At 43.6% G+C, this 22,553-nt stretch carries 14 protein-coding genes and 2 pseudogenes; 11 read left to right on the plus strand and 5 right to left on the minus strand.

What is annotated here, in order from left to right; translation table 11 throughout:
- Nucleotides 1-7: 7 nt before the first annotated feature.
- The 3 genes from ACJJIS_RS08140 to ACJJIS_RS08150 are packed head-to-tail and all read left to right on the plus strand — an operon-like array spanning nt 8 to nt 1,845.
- Complete coding sequence (locus ACJJIS_RS08140; protein WP_108733516.1) at nt 8-739, plus strand: DUF599 domain-containing protein; 732 nt, start codon at nt 8-10, stop codon at nt 737-739.
- Nucleotides 726-1,061: a nucleotide pyrophosphohydrolase gene (locus tag ACJJIS_RS08145; protein ID WP_475709967.1), complete on the plus strand. Its 336-nt coding sequence runs from the start codon at nt 726-728 to the stop codon at nt 1,059-1,061. Before ACJJIS_RS08140 ends, ACJJIS_RS08145 begins: the two co-directional genes overlap by 14 nt.
- Nucleotides 1,054-1,845 carry a methyltransferase gene (locus ACJJIS_RS08150; protein WP_475709968.1) on the plus strand — a complete coding sequence of 264 codons (792 nt, stop codon included), beginning with the start codon at nt 1,054-1,056 and terminating at the stop codon, nt 1,843-1,845. The genes ACJJIS_RS08145 and ACJJIS_RS08150 overlap by 8 nt, the downstream gene beginning before the upstream one ends.
- On the opposite strand, the gene ACJJIS_RS08155 is transcribed toward ACJJIS_RS08150, so the two are convergent.
- Complete coding sequence (locus ACJJIS_RS08155; RefSeq protein WP_445358510.1) at nt 1,842-2,351, minus strand: DnaJ domain-containing protein; 510 nt, start codon at nt 2,349-2,351, stop codon at nt 1,842-1,844. The genes ACJJIS_RS08150 and ACJJIS_RS08155 overlap by 4 nt on opposite strands.
- A gap of 157 nt (nt 2,352-2,508) precedes the next feature.
- Here ACJJIS_RS08155 and msrA point away from each other — a divergent pair, with 157 nt between their 5' ends.
- From msrA to ACJJIS_RS08190, 7 genes are all read left to right on the plus strand, one after another.
- Entirely contained in the window at nt 2,509-3,132 is a 624-nt protein-coding gene (gene msrA / locus ACJJIS_RS08160) for a peptide-methionine (S)-S-oxide reductase MsrA (RefSeq protein ID WP_282932528.1), read from the plus strand.
- 623 nt (nt 3,133-3,755) lie between these two features.
- A complete protein-coding gene (locus ACJJIS_RS08165) occupies nt 3,756-4,235 on the plus strand; it encodes a YopT-type cysteine protease domain-containing protein (protein WP_444897013.1) in 480 nt (159 codons plus the stop codon).
- Nucleotides 4,236-5,877: 1,642 nt separating this feature from the next.
- Nucleotides 5,878-6,525 (plus strand): hypothetical protein, encoded by a 648-nt coding sequence (locus ACJJIS_RS08170; RefSeq protein WP_475709969.1) that lies wholly within the window; start codon nt 5,878-5,880, stop codon nt 6,523-6,525.
- Nucleotides 6,526-7,396: 871 nt separating this feature from the next.
- Entirely contained in the window at nt 7,397-9,172 is a 1,776-nt protein-coding gene (locus ACJJIS_RS08175) for an FG-GAP repeat protein (protein ID WP_444897015.1), read from the plus strand.
- Nucleotides 9,173-10,306: 1,134 nt separating this feature from the next.
- On the plus strand, nt 10,307-10,537 hold the full coding sequence (locus ACJJIS_RS08180; RefSeq protein WP_444897016.1) for a hypothetical protein: 231 nt from the start codon (nt 10,307-10,309) through the stop codon (nt 10,535-10,537).
- 750 nt (nt 10,538-11,287) lie between these two features.
- Nucleotides 11,288-13,174 (plus strand): VCBS domain-containing protein, encoded by a 1,887-nt coding sequence (locus ACJJIS_RS08185; RefSeq protein ID WP_475709970.1) that lies wholly within the window; start codon nt 11,288-11,290, stop codon nt 13,172-13,174.
- Nucleotides 13,175-13,206: 32 nt separating this feature from the next.
- The gene (locus tag ACJJIS_RS08190) at nt 13,207-13,488 is read left to right on the plus strand and encodes a hypothetical protein (RefSeq protein ID WP_444897018.1); all 282 of its coding nucleotides are present in this window, start codon (nt 13,207-13,209) and stop codon (nt 13,486-13,488) included.
- Between the two features lie 1,249 nt (nt 13,489-14,737).
- Here ACJJIS_RS08190 and ACJJIS_RS08195 read toward each other — a convergent pair.
- Together ACJJIS_RS08195 and ACJJIS_RS08200 are read right to left on the minus strand one after the other, a co-directional pair.
- Nucleotides 14,738-15,688, minus strand: a complete 951-nt coding sequence (locus ACJJIS_RS08195; RefSeq protein ID WP_444959510.1) for an IS5 family transposase — start codon at nt 15,686-15,688, stop codon at nt 14,738-14,740.
- A 273-nt stretch (nt 15,689-15,961) separates the two neighbouring features.
- The gene (locus ACJJIS_RS08200) at nt 15,962-19,492 is read right to left on the minus strand and encodes a hypothetical protein (protein WP_475709971.1); all 3,531 of its coding nucleotides are present in this window, start codon (nt 19,490-19,492) and stop codon (nt 15,962-15,964) included.
- Nucleotides 19,493-20,950: 1,458 nt separating this feature from the next.
- Between ACJJIS_RS08200 and ACJJIS_RS08205 the strand changes: the two genes are divergently transcribed.
- Complete coding sequence (locus ACJJIS_RS08205) at nt 20,951-21,154, plus strand: transposase (RefSeq protein WP_444897020.1); 204 nt, start codon at nt 20,951-20,953, stop codon at nt 21,152-21,154.
- A 325-nt stretch (nt 21,155-21,479) separates the two neighbouring features.
- Here the strand turns inward: ACJJIS_RS08205 and ACJJIS_RS08210 are convergent.
- A pseudogene (locus ACJJIS_RS08210) lies at nt 21,480-21,684 on the minus strand (integrase core domain-containing protein); the annotation flags it as partial.
- Between the two features lie 264 nt (nt 21,685-21,948).
- Nucleotides 21,949-22,080 (minus strand): annotated as a pseudogene (locus tag ACJJIS_RS08215) (IS481 family transposase); the annotation flags it as partial.
- Nucleotides 22,081-22,553 lie beyond the last annotated feature (473 nt).

The following is a 22,553-nucleotide window of genomic DNA, read 5'->3' on the forward strand; positions in this document are numbered from 1 at the left end:
TTAGAGGTTGTCCTGGTTGGATATTGCCAGTGTCATTGGCTTTTTTATCACATGGGTGGGTTACACCGTTTTTGCGCGAAAAAAAGCCAAAGAAACCTGGTGCCTTACTTCATCGCTTCAGTGGTACCGCGTTGAATGGATGATGCGTATGCTCGATAGGGATATGCGCATGGCGGATACCGCTATTCTCAGTAACCTGGAGCGGGTCATTGGTTTTTTTGCCTCCACCAGTATTCTTATCCTGGCGGGTTTAGTCACGGCATTGACGGCGAACAAGGCCGCCATCGAAGTGCTCACCAGTTTGCCTTTTGCGGAGCCCACCACCGTTGAGCAGTTTGAGCTCAAGGTGATGTTGTTGATCCTGATTTTTATCTTCGCCTTTTTCAATTTTACCTGGTCACTGCGCCAGTACTCTTTCGCCAATGTACTCATTGGTGCAGCACCGCCGCCGGAAACCGGTGATCTATCTGAGGAAGAGCGACGCCGGTTTGCCATCAGTACAGCCAAGGTGATCGACCATGCGGGCCACAGTTACAACTACGGTCTGCGCTCTTATTATTTCTCAATGTCAGTGCTGGGCTGGTTTATCCACCCAATCCTGTTTGTTGCCGGCTATTTGTTTGTTGTTTGTGTTTTATACAGGCGTGAGTTTTTGTCCCGCGCACTGAATTCAATTTTGGCGGCCCGGGAGGGTGGGCTGGAGCGCCAGCAGAGGAAAAAATTCGATGAAAGACCGTGAAATCCTGGCGGCTTTTGATGAAGTCGCTGAAATGCGCGGCTGGCAGTCACTGCATACCCCAAAAAACCTGGCCATGGCGCTATCTGTGGAAGTTGCAGAGTTAGGGCGGCACTTTCAATGGTGCAGTGATAAAGATATCCAGGATCTAATGGCAGGCGACAAGGCCGATCAAGTTGCCGCTGAACTGGCGGATATTCAGATGTACTTGAGCAAACTGGCCGCTGTACTGGGGGTTGATATGGAAGAGGCGCTACAGCGCAAATTCGCCGAGAACCGCCGCCGTTGTAATGAGGCTTTGCAAGGTGAGGGCTCCGATGGGTGATAGCCTGCGTAAAGATCGAAACTTTGACGATCTCGCTCACCGTTTTCGCAACCGTATCTACGGTGGCCTTAAAGGGGATATCCGCCTGGCAGTGCTCAACCGGGATCTGGCGCCGCTGTTGGGGAGCGAGCAGCGCATTCTAAAAATCGTTGACGCTGGGGGTGGCCAGGGCCATTTTGCGATGGATCTGGCTGAAGCGGGGCACGAGGTTTTCCTAGCCGATATCTCCGCGCAGATGCTTGAACTCGCGGATGCGGAAATTCGCCAGCGCCATTTGCAAAAGCAAATGACCTTGCTGCATAAACCCCTGCAAGAACTGCCGCAAATAGAAGCGTTAAAGGACGCAGACCTGGTAATTTGCCACGCTGTGCTGGAATGGTTGGAACAGCCGCAACAGGCATTGCAGCAGCTGCGCAGCCTGTTAAAGCCTGGTGGGCATCTTTCGCTCACTTTCTACAATCGGCGTGCCCTTGAGTTCCGTCTATTACAGCGGGGCAGCTTTCGCCAGCTGGACCGCAATATTGAAGGGGATAACTGGGGTGGCCACCCTGGCAGCCTCACTCCACAGAATCCACTTTTGCCGGAATGGGTGGAAGACTGGCTGACCGAAGCGGGCTTTTCCGTGGCTTGTCACAGCGGCATCCGCTGCTTCCACGATTTTATGACGCCATCAATCCGGGAAAAGTTGCCCGCGTCGGCCATTGTGGAAAAGGAGCTTGAATACTCCCAGGTGGCCCCCTATCGGCAATTGGCCAGGTATATCCACCTGCTTTGTAAGGTTTAACCAAGAATGCTCAGTAGTAACTCCTTAGCGGCGTTGATACGCGATGCCAGGTAATCGTTGCCGCCGCGATCTGGGTGGAGTTTTTGGATCAATTTGCGGTGTGCACTAATGATTTCATCTCTGCCAGCATCGGCGTCAACGCCAAGGATTCGGCGCGCTTCGTGTTCCGAGAGTGGCGGGCCCTCGGCGTTGTGTGGCGGCGGATGTTGAGTGGCCCCTGGATTTGGGCGCCGGCTTGAATACTTTTCAAACAGTGGCATCAACCAGGGTAAATAACGGGAGAGCTGACTGAGTAAACGGCCCAACACAGGAAGAATGAGCACCAGCGCTGCTCCTACCCAATGCAGGCGCCCGGTGATAGCCAGCACAACCACTATTGCGGCGACGCCGGCGATGCAGGCCATAAAAATCTGCTTGCGCCGCTCCTGCGGTGAGCTAGATTTGATTTTTTGCCAGAGATACCAGGCACCGATGGCGATTAAAATCAGTAAGATTAAGCGCGCCAATGACGACTCCTTATAGTGTTGATCTGCCAATGTTTGTTCTGCGTATCATAGAGTCCTCTTAACTACTTGATTCGCGGATTGATATTACTTGATCTGGGAGGATAAGCGCCTTCAAGCTATCCTGACAAAAGAAAATACCTGCACTTGAGAAAACAGTATGCAATACGACAAATTTCAGATACCCGATGCGGACCAGGTGCTGCCCGGCCGGCCCCAGCCGATGGAGATCAGTGGCACCCACTTTGTAAATGGCAACACCATTAAAGAGCCATTCCCTGAGCACCTGGAAGTCGCCATTTTTGGTATGGGATGCTTCTGGGGCGCAGAGCATGTGTTCTGGGATACGGATGGTGTGTTTGCCACTGCCGTTGGCTACACCGATGGCGCCACTGAAAACCCGAACTACGATGAAGTCTGCACCGGCCGTACCGGGCACGCAGAGGTGGTGAAAGTGATCTTTGATCCCAAAAAGGTGAGCTATGCAGAACTCCTGCGGATCTTTTGGGATCACCACGACCCAACCCAGGGTATGCGCCAGGGTAACGATATCGGTTCCCAGTACCGTTCCTGTGTTTTCTGCTTGAACGAAGGCCAGAAACAGGAGGCGGAAGCGAGCAGGGCGGCTGTGCAAGAAGCGTTGGACGCCAAAGATCGTGGGTCAATCACCACCGAAATTAGCATGGCTCAACCGTTCTACTACGCCGAGGAGTACCACCAGCAATATATGGCTAAGAATGAAGACGCGGTTTGCCCAATTCTTCGCAACCCAATGCATGACTAAGAATTGATAGATTGCAGAAGCAGGCGGCGCGGTGACTGCTGCCTGTTTTTGTGATGCTTGGCACAGTTACTTTCCCGTCACTTTCTTTTTCCCACCTACCTTCACCAAGTTAGTTTTCCTGCATTTGGATGTAGACAAGTTTTGGCCAAAGTCTAAAAAATTAAGCCTGCAATCTAAAGTTATCTGCGCTCTCGGCGCGTAAAGTCTTATCTCTAGGTTAGCGTAGAGAGTGCCTTGGAACGCTTCATTACTTGATGTAGCGGTGGCTTAAATATAGGAACAGGTTACAAGTTTCGCTTTAGCCGCGTACTTAGGCACAGAGACATAGTAATGAAATACGATAGCAGGTTTAAGGAGAGATAATGTGGGTAAATAGAATTGCGAGAGCACATAGAGGGGTTAAAACCTGGGGATTTTCGCAAAGTTCACCTCGGAGCTGGGTGCACTATGCCAAGTATGGTCCGCGTGGAATATGTGCCGCGCTCAGTGCGCACTGGATCAAGACTCATGCGGTAGATGATAAAAGCCTACCAGACAAGCTTGGATTAACTCCATGCTCTATAACTCTAGGTCCAATAAGATATCCCACTTATAGATCGCTTAATACAGGTGAATTAGTCAAGGTGGCAAAGGATTTTCATTTTTGGACTAAGGGGGGAGGTAGGCAGAGGGATAATATCGATAATTGGTTAATTCACAATGGTCTTACTAAGGCGAATGAGTATTGCACTAGTTGGGCAGATTTAGCCCTACAAAACCTTGCACCAATAGTACCGGGCAATCCGCAGCCACCTGCGAACCCCATTCCACCGGTTAATAGATGTCTTGTAAATGCATTTGGACGCTTTCAAGAAACCTATGGATATGTTTCTATTAGTTCACGGCGTGCTGGACATGCAATAGCTGTTTGGATCGCGGATGAGCGTATTCCCACTGAGGTTGGTGCTCTGTTCTTTGACCCAAACTATGGTGAATACCGCTTCCCATCAAAAAATGATTTTCTTAATTTTTTTGATGCTTTTTATCGCCATGCTTATTTGTCACGTTGGCAAGCTTACTCGGGTCAATGGAATGTTAATGCTTACAAGATAAGCGCTTGGTAATAATTTTTAGTTTTGAGTAAGTAGTGTTGAGTTTCAGGTAATGAAATGGCAAGAATAAATCTGATTTAATCGCGACTTGTTGAGGGTGAGTTCACTGGTGTGCACAATAGTCGATCCAGCTGTCGGGATAGGAGGCCGGCAACTTGCCCGCCGTTACCGATAGAAATTAATTTAGGTGTAATGGGTCGCCACTGCTGTAAGTCCGCTAAATGTAATCACAATCCGTAGAGATATTGTGAGATTATTTAAAGGTTCCCTCGGTTATCAGGGGCTCTTGGAGGCCGGTCCCCTTAACTTACCTTTAATTACCCTATGTCGAAAAGCGCCTAAAACCTAAAAATATTTATCCAGTACCCAATGAGGCCGACTTTGTAAATGGCAATACCATCAAAGAGCCATTATATGGCTAAGAGTGAAGATGCGGTTTGCCCTATTCTTCGCAACCCAATGTACGACTAAAAATTGTTAGATTGCAGAAGCCGGCGGCGCGTTGAATGCTGCCTGTTTTGTGCTGAGCAGAGCTCCCCCCCCATCAATTTTCTTTTTTTCTGCATTCTCTAAGTTTATTTCCCGTTATTGGGCTGTCTTCAACTTATGGCCAAGATTTAGAAACTAGCGCTCATATCATTGAGTCGATTATGGGGTCTAGGGCATAACAGTGCACCTGGTTGTGGCTGCTTGACCTGGGGAGCTTCAAATTTCGATTAGCTTGAGGCAAAGGTGTTAAAGGAGAGGCTCATCTTACCTTAATTGCAAATCCAGGCTTTAGCGCGAAAGCAGCATGACGAAGCTTGTGATGACATCGGTACCCAGCACCCAGGCTATCTAGGCCCATAGGATACTTCATTATGCCGGATTGCTAAGGAAACCTAATTAATAGTTATGCGCAGTTGCCTCATGATCGGATGTATTCAATCAAAATACCACATTACTGTGGAGGAACTTCTGAAGGACCCTGTATTACTATTGCATCCAATAACTAATATTCTATTGATGCACATCCTAACTGTCTAGGAAGCGAGGTATCGAAGTAAATTAGGGGGATATGAATATGAGCAATATTGAACATGAATGAGATGGGGGACACTTAAAAGCGGACATCTGAAACAAAATAATAACTATATGCGTTATGGTATAACTAGTTTATAGGAATTCTGCCTGTTTTCATTATTTGGTGATTATCTATGGATTTGTTGGGGGTCTTCAGGTGTATCTGGACGAATGCCCCGTATTTTACAATAACGATCATGCTTATTGGGGGGTAAGGATATGGTGGATTATTATCTGAAACCAAGGAGTTAAAAACTAAAGCCCATAAAATAAAGCATTTAGAGGTTCCTCAAGATAAAATATAGAAATTATTAGCATCATAAGAAGAAGTGAAAACAATGGGTGTAAATTCAGTCGGTAGCACAAGAGCAACAAGTGGAGCGCCTCAGCATAAAAATAACACACAAGGTAAGCGATCCGCTGAGCGTAATACATGTCGAAAAAGATTAATCGAAGCGCGCAGGGCCGATCTCTGCGGCCGAATTTTTACTAGATTCTGTGGCAGAAAACAAACTGATCACGCCCCAAAGCCGTCCGTCCGAATCAAATAAAGACTAAGTCACTAAGCCTAGGGGACATAAAACCTACGGTTATGTCCACATTAATTTACAAAAGTCCTCACCGTGCAGCCTTATTACTTACACATGTGAGTTCCGATCAACAGAATGGCATGATTGAACAGCTAGATCCAGGCCAGCAAATGAAGTTACTTGGAGGCTGTCGGGACCCAGGAATGGATAAGCTCGCGGACAAGCTTTGTCAAAATTTGAACAACAGTCAAATTTTTGATGGATATCTAAACGCAACCGATGGAAAGTACCTGAGACGGAACTATACATGCTTTATTCATAGGATTAAATCCGATAACAATCTATTCTTTGGGCTCGTATCATATCTTTTTGATGGCTCAGTAGCACTGATGTCTGTGATGATCCATAAGCAAAACCTTACGCTCGCTGCAATTTTATCTACCCAGCTGAAACCTGAACAGCAACATAATATTTTCAAACAATTATTTCCTGATCGGCAGTTGAAGCTGTTGGTAAACCTTCGAAGTAATAACTTGGGTGCATTGGCAGATAAGTTGTGCGGAGAAATTAGCTATAAAGAAAAGGAATCTCTGATACACTTCAATGCAGTTTTACTGGACAAAGGGAAGCTTGGTGAAAACTGCGCACATGAGGTGAAAGATTTCTATAGTAGGCTCGGTGGTGAAGCACAAGAAAAAAATATTGGATGATATTAGGGTGCTGCATACAGGAAAGGGTGCGAACGAAGATTATTATCGGACAAGAGGGGATATGCTGCTAAATTTTTTAGGTGCATAAATTTAGAAGGTAATAGCTGATACCTAAGCTTTGAAATTTTCATTTTAGCTAATATTGACTCTAATAATTAAGGGGGTAGGCATCTGTAGATGAAATATCGCAGATGCTCCTTTCCCCTAGAAACTGTTTCATAACTTCTTTAGCGTAATTAACATGCAGGCAATATGGAAAAAACTCTGTAAGAAGATAACTATCGATCCCACTGACGACTAAACTGTAGTAGTTCAGATTTGGTCTGAACTAATCCAACTGATGCTTACTACCATATTTCCAACAGTCAGTCAGCCGTTTGACAAAATGCCGCATCAGCAGCACTGTCTGTTTACTGTGATTATGCTGATTCAGCGGTGTGCTGTCTTGTGGCCCAGGTGGGATCTGACGAACAATAAACCCGTTGGTCCCGCATCTTTGTGATTGCGACAGTCATTTTTTATGCGCTAATTTTATATCGCCGTCGCAGCGTTGAAGAAAAACACTTTCTACCCGGTGGGGCAGAATCAGCCTGGGTTCACTACTCCACTCTCATTGCCACAATTGCTGCCCTGTACCTGTTCTGCTGGTTTTCCGTAAGCAATACCCGGACTGGGAATTGCGCCTGTGTGCACCCAACTCCTCGGATCATCATCTTGACAGGTACATTGAACCTAAGACCCCACTGCTCAGTGCCGTCTTATTAGTTTTGTGACTCTGTGACCTATAAAAAATGCCCAAATCCTAAAGAAACAGCACGGGCGATATGAATAATTGAGCTGTTGTATTAAAAAGCGTAGAGATCCTATCACCATGCCCCCGCAGTCCATTAAAGCCATCTTTATAATAACTATCCTCTCCCTCCTTACTGCTTGCAGCAGTGGAGGGTCCGGTAGCAACGAGAGTAACAACGAAGAGACACCTGCCGTAGAAGAGACACCTGCCGTAGAAGAGACACCCGATATTCCTAATCCACCACAGGATTTCACCCTAAGCTTTGAGCCCGTTAAGTTGTTCCGCTTTAGTTGGACCGATACCGGCAACGCCAGTCATTACCATTTACTGGAAAACTCAGATGGGCTATCTGGGTTTACTCCTGTCGCAGAGCATATTCCCCAGGGGAGTGAAACCATAACGCTAGAAGTGCCGCTCTACGCGCGGGCAAATGCTCAGTACCTACTACAAGCTTGTAACGGGGAGGGTGAATTGGAGCAGTGCAGTGACTCAGACCTTATCTCAGTGAGCGACGCATTGGTCGCTGCCATTGGCTACCTCAAGATCGATGATACCGAAGAGCTCTTCTCTGTCAGCCTCAGTGGTGATGGCCACACCCTGGCCGTAGCTAATCACAGTGAAAATGCAGTCTTCCTGTTTATCAGAGAGGGGGGAGTGTGGGTGCAGGATGCCAATCTCAAAGGCAATAATACTGAAGAGGGTGACGAATTCGGGAGCTCTATCAGTCTCAGTGCCGATGGTCAAACTCTGGCTGTTGGTGCTCATTTTGAGGGTAGCAGCGCCCAAGGTATCAATGGCGATCAACACAACAATGATGCCCCAATTGCTGGGGCGGCTTACGTGTTTGTACGAGAAGCCAATACCTGGCAACAGCAAGCCTATCTCAAGGGTAGTAATACTGAAGAGGGTGACGCTTTCGGGAGCTCTATCAGTCTCAGTGCCGATGGCCAAACTCTGGCTGTTGGTGCTGTTTCTGAGAGCAGCAGCGCCCAAGGTATCAATGGCGATCAACATAACAATGATGCCCCAATTGCTGGGGCAGCTTACGTATTTGTACGAGAGGCCAATATCTGGCAGCAGCAAGCCTATCTTAAGGGCAGCAATACTGAAGAGCGTGATGAATTCGGGAGCTCTATCAGCCTCAGTGCCGATGGCCAAACCCTGGCTGTTGGTGCTGTTTCTGAGAACAGCAGCGCCCAGGGTATCAATGGCGATCAACACAACAATGATGCCCCATTTGCTGGGGCAGCTTACGTATTTGTACGAGAGGCCAATATCTGGCAGCAGCAAGCCTATATCAAGGGCAGCAATACTGAACAGGATGACTTTTTCGGAATGGCTATCAGCCTCAGTGCCGATGGCCAAACTCTGGCTGTCGGTGCTGATCTTGAGGACAGCAGCGCCCAAGGTATCAATGGTAATCAACACAGCAATGATGCTATAAGCTCTGGCGCAGCTTACGTGTTTGTTCGAGAGGCCAATATCTGGCAGCAGCAAGCCTATCTCAAGGGCAGCAATACTGAACAGGGTGATCATTTCGGGTTCCCTATCAGTCTCAGTGCCGATGGCCAAACTCTGGCTGTTGGCGCTATTTTTGAGGGCAGCAGTGCCCAAGGTATCAATGGTGATCAACACAATAATGGTGCTATAAGCTCTGGTGCAGCTTACATGTTTGCACGGCAGGCCAATACCTGGCAGCAGCAGGCTTATCTCAAGAGTAGCAATACTGAGCAGGGTGACTCTTTCGGAACGACTATCAGCCTCAGTGGCGATGGGCAAACGCTGGCTGTTAGCGCATATGAATACCCAGTAGACCCGGATGGATCCTCAGCGATAGAGATCTATACTTACTAATTATTTTTGCTCGCGACTCTAATACCCCCTCACATTAAAGCGGGGGGGGATTAGCATGCGACAGACAGTTGTATGATTATTAACAGGTTACTGGTATTCTTAATACTTACAGTTTTCAGAAAGGTATAGGAGCAATCCCATATGCACATCCCCTCCGCCGTGCTGTTTATACTCGAGGGTACCTCTAAAAAATCACATCCTCATTTTTTCGCTCAACAGCCGCGTCGCTGAAGTGGTGGACTGGCCTTGAGTCTGCCTTCGCTAGCTCCCCTTTAATATTTCTATAAAGAGTTCTCGCCAGGCGTTCACCCGATACGCTGAAATGCCAACCAAAATCCGGGCCTATCGCATTTGGACTCTACAACCTATGAAAATGCCCGAAAGCATAAAGTCATTATGGTATCCGGGGTTAGTGGGTCACTTCATAAGCTACATTTAAAAGCCAAGAGACTCCAGCACTATACCCCCGCAATCCATTCTGGTGTTGACTCTAGTAATCACAAAGAGGAACCTGCCGTATCAAGCATACCCAGTACGCCACAGGATCCCGCCCTAAGTTTTGAAACCATTAAACTGTTTTGCTTTAATTAAATTGATACCTGCAATGACACAAATTGTTGGTTTCGGATAATAAGAGTAATTGGTAAGAGTGGGCTCAGTTGGTAGAGCCGGAATCTATCTCAATCAAGTGAAAGAAAATGATGAGCTGCTACCAACGGAGCGAGATCGAACGATGCCAGATTTACAGTTTTAGAACATCCATGCATTCTTAGAAAACAATAGCAAAACCGTTAGAGAGGTATCTCGCAATGATCGACTAAAAGCTGCAGTGTAATACTTAGGATATCGCCCGGGACAAGAACATAAGCTTGCAGCGCTAAGACGCTAGCAAGTGTATAAAGCACAGAGGGTGACTGATGGCATGTGGAAACAAATAGAGGCCCTAACTCAGACCACAGCAAGTCGTAAGCTATATGAAGAGGTGTACGGGGTTGTCGTTACACGGTGAGATGATCTACCAACAAATTTATTTAGATCGGAAAATTATGAAGCTAATACAAGCACCTTAGGATTGCATCAAAGTCCCATGGCAAGTGCTACGATAGGTGTGATCGACGCGGTTAATTACTGACTATGCCTGAACGCAAGACACTATTTACTGTTATTGTTACATTGATATGTAAACAATCAGACTTGCTGGCTGAAGCAGCGATTAGTCGCAAGGTAAGTTTCGAAGATAAAATCAAAACGATTACCTTTGATAGTAGTCTCGAATTCGCTGAACAAGAAACAATTGTAGATTGCTTAGAAGTAGATATTTTACTTTGTTCACCCATATTTATCTTGGTAGAGAAGAATCAGTGAGAATACAAACGGCTTGGAGCGAAAATATTTCCCAAAGGATGCCGGTTTTAATAAGGTGATGGCCGAGCAGGATCAATTTGTAATGGATCTTTTGAACAGTAGATCAGGAGCGAGTAAAAGAGGATGGCCGTCAAATGAATTATTTGCCAGGCCACATGGTGATCCACTTGTGGAATAAAGAATCGTAGTTATTCCTTGGAATAAAAATTAATCATCGTGTAAAGATTTTTCCATATTGTCTAGATGGTGGTTATGTAAATAAAAATGTGGAAAAGTAGACCAATGTAAATAAGCTGGAGTATTCCCTGGTTAAATAACATGAGTCGATAAACTTATTGTGTAGCGGTTGTGGAATATATAATCGAATAAGTTCGAATATATGAGGGGGTGTTGGGTTCCGGCGAGGATATCGATAACTGAATAAAGTTCACAAAAGTAAGAAAAAATACCAAATACCCGTCAATAAAGACCAATTCCTAAAATTATCAGACCAAAAAATAATGAAAATAATGGGTTATATAAAATAATGACGCCTTCACCATTTGACATCAGGTATAAGCATTTAATCAATATACGTCGAATGAGTGGTTGTATACGCAATATAAGGGTTGTATATAGATGGTTAATTGTTCTATCTGAAGTTTTTATTTCTATAACACTCGCAGTATTTACTTACTGATAGGTTTATGTTTATAGAAAATAATGTAGGACAAAGCCAAACAACCCTAGAGATAGTACTTTGGAGAATATGTGAAAAATATACGAGAGATCGCCGTTAGCATTTTGTTGTCTGTTCTTATAGCCTCATGTGGAGGTGGTGGGGAAAGCTCAGGCCAAGCTACCGATGAAAGTTCTGCTGGAAGTGGCAATAGCGCAGGAGGTGGCAATAACTCAGGAAGTGGCAATAACTCAGGAGGTGGCAATAACTCAGGAGGTGGTAGTAACTCAGGAGGTGGTAGTAACTCTGGAGGCGGAGGTTCGTATCAAATAACAGGTGGAACCGGTAGAATTTCAGAAAATATCGAAGAGAAAATATCTGGAAAGCTCATCAGTGATACAAATAGCGGCCTTCAATTCGCTCAAGGCAGTTTTCAGGGAGCATATGGGGAGATTGAAGTAAGTATAGATGGGAGTTGGGTGTATGTACTTGATGAGGCTCTATCAGATCCAATTAAGGGAGAGGAAGTTGTCAGAGATAATTTTGTTATAGGTATTGACTCAAGTAGTGAAACAACACCTATTACGATTACTATTGTAGGTTTTGATGATCCATACGAATTTAACGTAGAGTCTCCAATTGGTACATTAGTCGTTGGCGATACAGAGTACTTATCTGGAACAGTAACTATTACTGATGTCGACGGAAATGCCCCAACATTTACTGAAGATACCATTGATGGTGAATATGGTGAATTTAGTGTAGATAAGAATGGTGACTGGGAGTACCGCCTTAATGATGGAGTTGAAAATATTGCCTCAGGAGAGTCAGCTACTGAAACGATAAGTCTGTCATTAAGCGATAATACTTCTCAGGTAGTATTGCTTTCTATTAATACGATAAAGGTAAAGGAAAGTAGTATTGTATTTGTTTACATGGAGTTCGATGGCAATTCATCCTTAGATAGTCTCGGTATATCTGATTTGGCTAATAGTGTTTTTAATAACCCAAATTCAATGAATAGAGTGTATTATTATAACTCTTTAGGTCAGCATAATTTTGTACGGCATCGTGTTAATGATAGCTCTCTAGATAATTATTGCTATGGAACCTCTGGCCAGGAAAACTCATCAATTGATTGTGTAATCTACAATGTGCCCGATGAAATAAATGGCGACATGCTCAGCTACCAGGAGTTACTCGATAGACAACACCTTGGTGGTCGATATACAGATAAAGGTATGACCTTTCGAGATGAAGCTGACGAATGGGCCAGAGAAAATTTATTAGATGAAAATAATGAACCTCTGGATTTAACAAAATGGGACCATCGAGTATATCTTTATCCGATATCTATATTTGGTGCGGCTGGAGTGGCCGCAACTTGGGGGAACTGGTCGTTTGTAGGGTTAGAGGGCGGGCCAGTTGCAGCCTTAGCCACTATTAAGCATGAGGTGGGTCATAACTTTGGACTAGGCCATGCAAATTTTGATGAGAATAACGATGGAAATCTTGAAAGTTATTATGGGGGAAGAGGAATAATGGGCTTAGGGTGGTCTAACCTATTTGGGAGTGGCCAGCGTGAATTTTTAGGGTGGTATGAGCAATTCCCTGAGTATACAAAGGTAGTCACACCATATCTGGGTGGATTACAAGAAATAGAAATTCAGTCAATTTATCTTGGTCCCGGAGAGCTTTCAAAAAATCTTCCTCAGCAAGTAAAAATAGGAGGTGAAGGTCATAGTCATGGAAAAGAATATTATTATGTTAACTATCATGCTTCCCACCCCATAATGAATCCCTACCAAATTGAGGATGAGTTATTTATCAGCTATGCTGATGGTGGGGCATATAATGATGTGGCGATTGTAAAGGTCGGTGAGTCTTTCACAGACTCCAGGAATGGCCTGTCTATTAAATTTGAATCGGTGGACGCTATGAGAAAGTTTGCAAAATTTACTGTAAAATATAGTAATTAATTTTTAAATACAGATCTTTTTTGGTGTAAATTATGTTTAGAATACTACTGATGGCGATTTCAATTTTTTTGTCGGTGAGTGTCACGGCTGAAGATTTTATAGTCGGAAAGCTAGAGGAAGTCACTGTAGAAGATAAAAGCTTTAGTAAGGTTGAGCATCTTTTTTTGATTAAAGATGAGGTTTCTGGAAACTATTTTTTCTTAGATAAGAAGAAAATAAAAGGCCTTAGTGTGAAGCACGGAGATCGTATAAGTATTGATGCTGAATATGAGGGTTCTCAGATTGTTGAGGTTAGACATATTAGTTTGCTATGAAGTATATCATTAGGTACGAAATGTATATAAAGTAGAGATTGATGATTAGATTTAATCAATCATGCTAATATATTGCTGGAAGTCGGTAAGCTGCTTTCTACGCTCGATTATAAGTCGGTATAAGATCGGCTTCCAGTTTTGGATAAAATTATCGACTTTTCGATATATTCCCTGCATTGAAGGTTCATTAGGTGGTTGAAATTTATGTGTTTTTAGTTTATCCGATCATGCTGTTGTGGCGCTTTAGTATATTCGTTGTATAAGTTAATTTATGAATCCCGTACGGATTTCCAAACAGAATATAAAAGTTTGGCTAGTGTACTGCTCTTGGACTTGCTAGTCTGTGGGTAATTGCTGCCTCAATTCTCAGCAGAGAGTGGCTTATTCCCGGAGCTATTTTTTAGACCAGCGGCAACCGCCTCGAAGTCTGTCGATGAATCCTACCCCAGTTTATACTTGATGCGAATCAACGTGATGTAAGATATTCTCCTGCAGTCGCTACGGAAAATACCTTCAACTCGATGAATACTACACGAACAACCAGAATTTAACATCCACTGTTCCTCTGAGATATAAGATCAGAGGGACCCTCTGGCCTTCCATACTGACGCTTAGTGCTTTTTGGGGCAGCGTGAAGCGCAATTTCTTTGAGATGGATAACTGCGGACTTCCAATCCAGAGGATGTGTGTGCCGACCTATCTCGACTTCATAAGCAGCTTAGTACCCTATAGCGCAAAATCTGCAGAAATATAGATCCACAGTTTCCTCATGGGTATTGACGATATTGCGGGTGCATACTGAGCCAAAATCCGGTTATCGATCTGTGTTAGATGGGTTGGCCCTGTATTAACAAGTTGACTTTTAAATTATCCGGTTTGACAGTTGAGACCACTTATTTCAACTCTACTATGTTGCCCTTTAAGGTGAGTGGAGTTATTACCGCTGTGGTTGTTGTCAAAACCTCGAACAGAGGGGGGGGTGCGCTCAGCCAAAACCGCCTATTATGTTGATAGGCATCTGGGTGAGTCAACTAAGGGTGTTTTCAGTCATTATTTTACTCATGAGACACTTAGGTGTTGAGTGTTGGAAAGCAATTAGGGATCCTCTGATCAACGAAGCATTTTTCCAGAATTAAGCTGAGCTGCTTGAAAAATTCACTTTATTACGCACAAACGCGTAATTTTCGCGTAATAGTCCCCTAATTTTTCATCTGAAACCCTCAATAGGTGGGTTTCAGGCGAACCACCCCTAGGCAGCCAAGTATTTTCTCCCTATTAATAAGTTGGTAAAGCCTGCCAGTAAGCACAGCCTCTCAGTATTTTTTACCAGTCCCCGATAGCGGACCTTGTCATAACCAAATACCCGTTTGATGTAGCGGAAGGGGTGCTCGACCTTCGCTCTTATCTGCGCCTTGATCTTTTCCGCTTTACGGAGTGCATCACGCCCTGGAAGAGTTTTTAGCTTGCTCGGCTTCATTGCTATATACCAATCCGCCTCCCGCTCTTTCAACTCTTCACGTTTCTCCGCACCAATGTACCCAGAGTCTCCCCAGATTCTTTTCTCCTCCCCGTGGAGAACTCGCTCTGTGGTTGTGACATCATGCGAATTCGCTGCTGTTGTATCTATGCTATGTATTACTCCGAGCACATCATCAACCCCGATATGCATTTTCATCCCAAAATGCCACTGATTGCCTTTCTTTGTTTGATGCATTTCCGGGTCACGTTCTTTCTTTTCATTCTTAGTTGAAGTTGGCGCAGAGATAATAGTGGCATCTACAATCGTGCCTTCACGCAGTACCATCCCATTCTCAGCAAGGTGTTTGTTGATTTCATCAAAAAGAGCTGCACCTAGCTGATTGAGCTCCAGTAAGTGGCGAAAGTTAAGAATCGTTGTTTCATCGGGAATTGGGCTACTCAAAGTCAATCCAGCAAAACTACGCATGGATTCAATTTCATACAGTGCATCTTCCATAGCGGGATCACTGAGATTGTAAAATAGCTGCATGCAATGAATACGAAGCATGACACTCAATGGATATGGCTGTCGGCCACGTTTACCTTGTGGGTAACAAGGAGTGATCTGAGCTTCTAGTCGCTGCCATGGGACGAGGGTTTCCATTTGAGAAAGAAACTTCTCTCGGCGAGTTATACGACGCTTTAGCTTATATTCTGCTTCGGCAAAGGTGACTTGGTGCATGATTCATCGTAGTCTTGATGGGTAGGTGAATATTACCAAATTGACTCAGAATTATTCAGAGGTTCCTTAGTTACACAGTTAAAAATAAATCAATAGTATCACCATAGTGCTGGCTGGTTGTATCACTAGCCCCTGCCTCAAGAGAACTGTTGCTAGTTACTATATCGGGAATTCAAATTCGTCAGATCAGTTTGCTGCTAGCACCTTTTTAAGATGCGCTTATGAAACCTCTTGTTAACGAACTCATAAGCGCTTAATGAGGTATAAGAATATTTAATCAGTTACCCGTTCAAAAAGCCATTTAGTGCTTGTTGAAGCATTTGATAGATTCCCAGCAGCTGACATATATTTGTTGTTCATATAGACAGACTTAATAGTATTTGCTCCCCCGCTAAGTGACTCGAGCCTAAAGTGTTGAGAATAATTTGATTCAAGCTCTTGGTCATTGTTGGGAATAGCCCTAGTAAAAAATTTCTCCGTTAATGAGTTAGGTTGAGTAAGGATTGTATTCTGGCTAGCAGAAATTATTCGAAACTCGAGTGGGTTGACGGCATCGAGTATCCATATTTGTGAAAGATCATCATCATTGCGCGGCGATATATCGACAATATCATTGTCTCCTGATCTCTTGTCTAAATAATTTCCCGTTTCAACATTTTTAATTCGATACCTGTAACCATTGGTTAACCCGCTAGTGTAGGGCTGGGCAAAAACAATTTCAGACATTTGAACCCGATAAAAAGATGCACTTTTTGCGGTGGCACGTACTGCTTCAGCAGTTAAGTGGTACGGCAGTCCTCTCGTAGTTGTTGGGGTAGATGACGTTCTACGTTCGATGCCACTCCAGCTATCACTATTACCACAGATTGAACTATAATGACTTCCAGTGGATGTGAGAGGTCCCTTTTTTGATAGGTCTACCTTGTGCCTTCCCACGCAAAGTTTATTTACTTGACCATTATCAACATCAAGGCCAAAATTGGTGAAAGCATATGCTTTAGTGTTGTCACCATCTACAAAATTAAAATCATAAAAATGCATATTGCCATTACCGCTATACTTATCACATGATTCAACAGTTGAGTTGAAAATAAAGAATGGCTCTTGTGGTTTATATGTAGGTAGGATTTCTCGTGAAAATATACCTATTTTGAGGTTGGCATCCGTACCAGGAGCTCTAATTACTGATTTGGCCTTCATTCCCACAATGATGGAGTTTGAGGGAATCGCACAATCTACATCACCTGAAAAAGAAGGGGTTTGACCGCGTGGCATTAGTAATCGGTTTCGAATTGGCATTTTGTTCAAGTTGAAAAGAACTTGCTCTTCTGACAGATAAGTTTTATCGAATTTATCTATTGAGTCGAAACACTGGGTTATTGTATTCAGGTTATTATCACATACGGATGAAAGATAAAATGCATCATTATTGATGCCGTCTACTTTTTCTCGCAAGGTGTCAATATCTGATATTAATCCCATTCTTATATAGTAATCTTTATCGGTACTGCTAATCTCTTCCTCATAGTATTTAAGGTGCTGACTAAGGCTAATTGCATAGTTTTCTGCAAAAGTGATTCTTCTTTGTGTTTCTTTGCTATATTTTACAGCCGTGGGGCTAACCGGTGTTTCTGAGATGTTCCCTAAAGTATTTTCTACTTTCAGGGTTAAGTTACCTAGATCGGAAATATTATTTACAGACTTGAAGTAGTTATTACTTCGTTCTCCGGATTCTAGTTTGGGTTTTAATGGGTTACATTGATTGCCATCGCATATCTCGACACTCTTTATTCCCAAATGATCATTAATGACTGCGTGCACTTCTATATTATTAGTAATTCCATTGTCACCATATAGCTGGAAAATATCATAGTTTTTCACTATTGGATACAGTGGGATTTGTTGAGTAATGGTTACAGTTGTTTTGGGTGGCAATCGTATATCCCAAAAATTAGAGCTGTTATTTTTTGAGGTTAGTTGCTCTACAAAATTTGGGTCATTAATTACGTTAAAATTGCTATCTGTAAATGTGAACTCAAAACTGGATGCGCGATCATTGTCGCCGCCAATAATAAAATCACCTTCTGAAGTACGATAACATAAGGCTGCATCTGTATAGCCACTGTTCTTGCAGTCTAGCTGGGTATAGGCTATATCAAATGCTTCCTTAATGGTTACCGACATGTCTGGTAATAAACTACCTTCATCATAGGCATGAACCCAGATATTGTGATTGAAGTCACTACCGTTCGCAGACACGCCTTTTACACTTATACGTGCGAGATCAGAATTGAATGAGTTAATAAGGGCTGACCAGTCCGCATTGTTATTGAGTTGACCTGTAGCATTGTTGAAGAGAGTCACTTTTGCACTTGCAATATTTGTGGCTAATCCAACTGCACCACCATTCGCTAAGTAATCTGTTTCCTCCACACTTAAGCATGATCCTTCTTCACTCCTTCCAAGTACAACTAGTCTCTCACTCTGACCAGCAGCTAGTGAGAACCCATTGCCTTCATAGTCAACGGTTCCCCATAATTGATCGCCAAAATATATATCCCAGAATGGAAATATTTGAGAGGCCGCGTCTGACCCAGTATTTGTTACCTTTAAAGTCAGTGCCATTGAGGAAAAGCAGCTATTTGAAACTTCAGTAGAAGTTTCACTGCTTAAAGACTCAAATGTGCTTGAGCCCGTCTCTATTGCCTCACTAGAGGACCATCCGGTGCTTTGACCGTAACCCCCACCGGTATTTACTCCGATGCTTAGGCCATCGGTACCAGCATTGCCTTCAAAGTTTAATGTAACAAACCATAGTTTTTCTTTGGTTTGACTATTTTCCCTTGTCTGATACTCACCGATTTCCTCGCCGACTTCGGTGCCGTTAGATTCACCAATTGTAGTCATATCATAAAGGGTTATGCCCTCGAGTGTTGTTACAAGTTGTGGCATTGCTCCAATTAGTGGGTGTGATGCTCCATGGACCGGTTGGGAGGCTCCAAAAATACCAATTGCCTCTTCTCGGTCACTATAAGGGTCAAAATCTGTGCTGTATCTAAAAGGGTCTGTAAAGAAGATTTCTCTAGCGGGGCCAAAAGAATCACTATTGATCATGATCGCCGCCATTACGGATGCGATGGTTCCATCTTCGCGGGGAGACCCGGTAATTACCTGATGTGTTTCCGGGTTGGCAACACCAAGTCCATCTAATTTACTGATAACATGGGAGCGGATAATATCGTACATCCCATCAACGATGAGAACTCTGAAGTCTTGCTCGCCTCCTGTATCGAGATTTGATAATTGTTGTGTAGTGACCTTTCCAGCAGCTTCGAGTGCTTTAATTGCCCACCTTGTAGTTCGAATAGTTATGCCGTTTAAAATGACATTATGTGAGGAGTTATCTCTCATATCTAGCCATATATCTGAGGGAACAGCTCTTTGTGCCCCTCTCAATAAGTTTCCATCATTATAATACCCGTAGACTTCAGTGAAATCTGTAATTTGGTCTTCGTCGCTATCGATAGATGGGTTAACTAGAAAATGATCCCGGTTAATTGTGCGACCAGTATCGGCCTCAATAAAATCTCTAAATTCATAAAATTCATCTGGATCAAGAATGCCATCTTGATCAGAATCGGAATTATTGGGGTTTAACCCTATTAGTTGTTCAACATGATCTTCGAGCCCATCTCCATCGGAATCCTTCGCGAAACTTTGAGTGCTTAGTGTCATTATAATGCAGCTTAAATAAGCTAGCGATTGAGGTATTTTTTTCAAAATTAAGTAATCTTTTGGTAACATAATCATTAATTTTAATACAGTTGCTTAGAGGAATTTTGAATCTATTGGCCAGTATCAGTGTTATCTCATATGGTTGTCCCTCCTTGATTAATTTAAATATATTAAACATGTCCACCCCCTTCCTTTCCTTGCTCTGAAAGTCCCCGTGTGGGGGATGAAAATCAGTAATTATTGTAATTATGTTTTATTTTAGGTGTTGTTTCTTATTGGTGTTTTAACTATATATTTTGGGGTTTCTGGTTCTATCAATATTGGTCTTTTTTTTTGGGGATGTAATCGATTGTATTTGTTTAATGGGGGGCGAAGGTGGTCTTTTATAAAGCAAGTTGTTATTTCTTTGGGTGCTTTATGTGTGGCGGTAGTGTTTGCTTAATATTCAAAGTTTCATGGGGTCGTATTGTCTTCGGTCTGTGACTGGTAATACTTTCGTATTTACCAAAGAGATATGGATATGCTTTCTACTTTAGAAAAAGAAAAAAGCATAGGTAGAGTGTTGGGGTGAATAATAATGATCAGATCATTAGTATAAGTTCATCAACTTTGTCTGTGTGAGTTCGGACGATGGATGAAATGTTGCCCCCCCCCTAACCTTTTTTGTGAATATAGTGCTTCTAGGGGTCTTAATTTTATTTTTAATTTTCTTTATGGTTATCGTTTATGTCTGCATTTTTCATGAATGGATAGGTCACTTCCCTTTGGGGGTATGCATGTACCAATTACCATTCTTTCTCTCTGTTTCTGACTTTTGGATCACAGAGATCGGTATTTATTTCTCTGCATGAATAAGGGCTTTCTGGTTCGAAAACTCACATCTTTAATCCAAAATAATTCCTTCCAAGTTTTTCTGAAAAATATTTTAGTTGTTATCTAGTGTGCAGGCTGTTTATACTGTGTCTTTCCTAGTAGCCAGGCGTTGTGTGTTCTTCGGTCTCAATAGATCGTCCACAGATGTAAATTACTTGAGGATATTCGACCCCTGTAGTTATTCTTCAAAACACTCCCATCAGTGCCCATCTTCTAGTCGGGAGAGGTGCTGACTCTACCAACTGAACCCTACTTTCCCAGCCACACTTATTATCTAAAATCAAGGATCATTAATATCTAAGGATTAAATGATGTGTATTGCAACTATTTTCGGATAATATGTTAATTTTACTTTCCATCTCTAGGCGAGATATCCCCATTGTGCCGGTGGGAATGCTCACAGTTGCTGTAAGCCATTAGGTTCTGATTTTAATTTTATAAATGTATAACCTGGAGAAGGAATCCATTCAAATCCCAGGCTCAGAAACAGTCCTTCCATTGGTACACTTTATTCGTTGCTTCCATATTTTTTAAATGCTTTTAATCAATCAGACTTTTTAACTAATAGCTAGTAGGTCAAGTTCAGCGGCGCTCGATATAAGACTTACCCAGGTTAAGTAGACACCCTGTATAGTTAGGTTTCGGCCTTGTATCATGGGAAACAAAAGAACTCAGGCGTATACAGAGGAATTCCGAATCGAGGCAGTAAAAAGGGCGGAAAAGCCTGGAGTGACAACGGCTTCTGTGGCACGCGAGCTGGGTGTCAGTGCACAGCAGATCTATAGCTGGCGCGGTCAATTTAATCGTCTCTCAGATAAGCAGCTCAATAGATTAAATGGTATCGACTACTCCAAGTAGGAAAGTGCAGTAGTCCGCAGGCTCACGAAGGAATTGCAGGAGGCGCGTAAGGGGGGCGAGTGTCTAAAAAGGCAGCTGCGTACTTTGCGAACCACTAAGAGTAAAGTACGCACTGATACAGGAGCATGTAGGGCTATTCTCGATTAACTTGATGTGTCGGTGTTTAAGGTTCTCAAGATTGGACTATTATTGGTGGCTTGGGAGACTGGTATCTTCTAGCGCTATTAGAAAGTTGCGGGTAGCTAAAAGGGTCCGAGTGATCCTACCCTTCAACTATAGTAGCTCAGGTTTGATCTGACAGTTACCGGTTTTTCAGGAGGTGCTATTTACCCTGATGGGTTCTCCAATTATTGTAATATGTGAGCCTTCGTCCAGATCCTTTTGTAACTCTTCTATTGATCCATAGATCTTGCGGCGTATGAAGGTTGGTAGAACGCTTGTAAAATGGTTTTATGGAGGCATTCACAGATCCCATTTATTTGTGGATGCCTGGCTTTTGTCTTAGTGTGTTCTATTTCGTTCACACTTAGAGAGCCTCTGAATAACTCCGTGATACCCCTGGCATGCGGAGCGGTTCACAATCAAGGCGCGGCTTCGCAGGAATGTCTAGACCTTTCAAGAAGTCGCAACGCGGAGTGTGAATCGCTCTGCAAGCCCCGAAGGGCGGGTCTTGAAGGCCGCATCTGCTGCGTTGCAGCTTTTGCAAAGGGCTACGGCCATTCGCGGCAAGCTGCGCCTAACATCTGCAGCTTTCAAAACCCGCAGAGGCATTACGGAGTTATTCAGAGGCTCCTTAGATATAACTGATAATCGTGCTGTTCCAATTTGCCACAATACTCGGTACCACGATCAGTTAGGATGCGCAGCACTGGAAGATCATGTATGGCATAAAACGGTAGTATAAAGTCATTCTGGAGGTCCGCCGCGCCGAGATATCAGTCATTATCTAATGACTTACTATAACTGGGAGCGCCCCCACCACCGCAATGATGGGGGCCCGACTGCAAAAGCGGAAGAAAAACTTAACTTATTTTCCGGAAACAGTTGGTCGCTACAGTCGTACTCTAGTTCCATAGGTTCTTTTCAATGATTGGTCTGGGCACGAGTGCCAAGGTAGATAGTGCCATATATAGATGTTGGGTGCTGAAGATACATAGAGAGGTTGTTGGCCGACTGGTCACATTTGGAGTTGGCTTGGTAGGGCATAGATAGTTTTAGGTTAGCCTTTGGGCCACTTTTCTGGGAGGGGACAGGTGATGCAAGTGCCTCTCAGAGCGGGTGCAGCCTGAGGATAGCTTTCTAAAAATATTAGGTTTTTTGGAGGCCTTGTTGCGGATTATGAATTGATCATAGGATGCCGTAGGGCCAGCGTAATAACACTTGCAATGACTAAAAAGCT

This window comes from Microbulbifer maximicatervae (SeqCode) (assembly GCF_056231245.1).

Bases quoted from the DNA above. Each gene is read 5' to 3' on its own strand.
- ACJJIS_RS08195 (WP_444959510.1), bottom strand. From the start codon at position 15,688: ATGCACCAAGTCACCTTTGCCGAAGCAGAATATAAGCTAAAGCGTCGT.
- ACJJIS_RS08175 (WP_444897015.1), top strand. From the start codon at position 7,397: ATGCCCCCGCAGTCCATTAAAGCCATCTTTATAATAACTATCCTCTCC.
- ACJJIS_RS08190 (WP_444897018.1), top strand. From the start codon at position 13,207: ATGTTTAGAATACTACTGATGGCGATTTCAATTTTTTTGTCGGTGAGT.
- ACJJIS_RS08205 (WP_444897020.1), top strand. From the start codon at position 20,951: ATGGGAAACAAAAGAACTCAGGCGTATACAGAGGAATTCCGAATCGAG.
- ACJJIS_RS08150 (WP_475709968.1), top strand. From the start codon at position 1,054: ATGGGTGATAGCCTGCGTAAAGATCGAAACTTTGACGATCTCGCTCAC.
- msrA (WP_282932528.1), top strand. From the start codon at position 2,509: ATGCAATACGACAAATTTCAGATACCCGATGCGGACCAGGTGCTGCCC.
- ACJJIS_RS08200 (WP_475709971.1), bottom strand. From the start codon at position 19,492: ATGTTACCAAAAGATTACTTAATTTTGAAAAAAATACCTCAATCGCTA.
- ACJJIS_RS08170 (WP_475709969.1), top strand. From the start codon at position 5,878: ATGTCCACATTAATTTACAAAAGTCCTCACCGTGCAGCCTTATTACTT.
- ACJJIS_RS08145 (WP_475709967.1), top strand. From the start codon at position 726: ATGAAAGACCGTGAAATCCTGGCGGCTTTTGATGAAGTCGCTGAAATG.
- ACJJIS_RS08180 (WP_444897016.1), top strand. From the start codon at position 10,307: ATGCCTGAACGCAAGACACTATTTACTGTTATTGTTACATTGATATGT.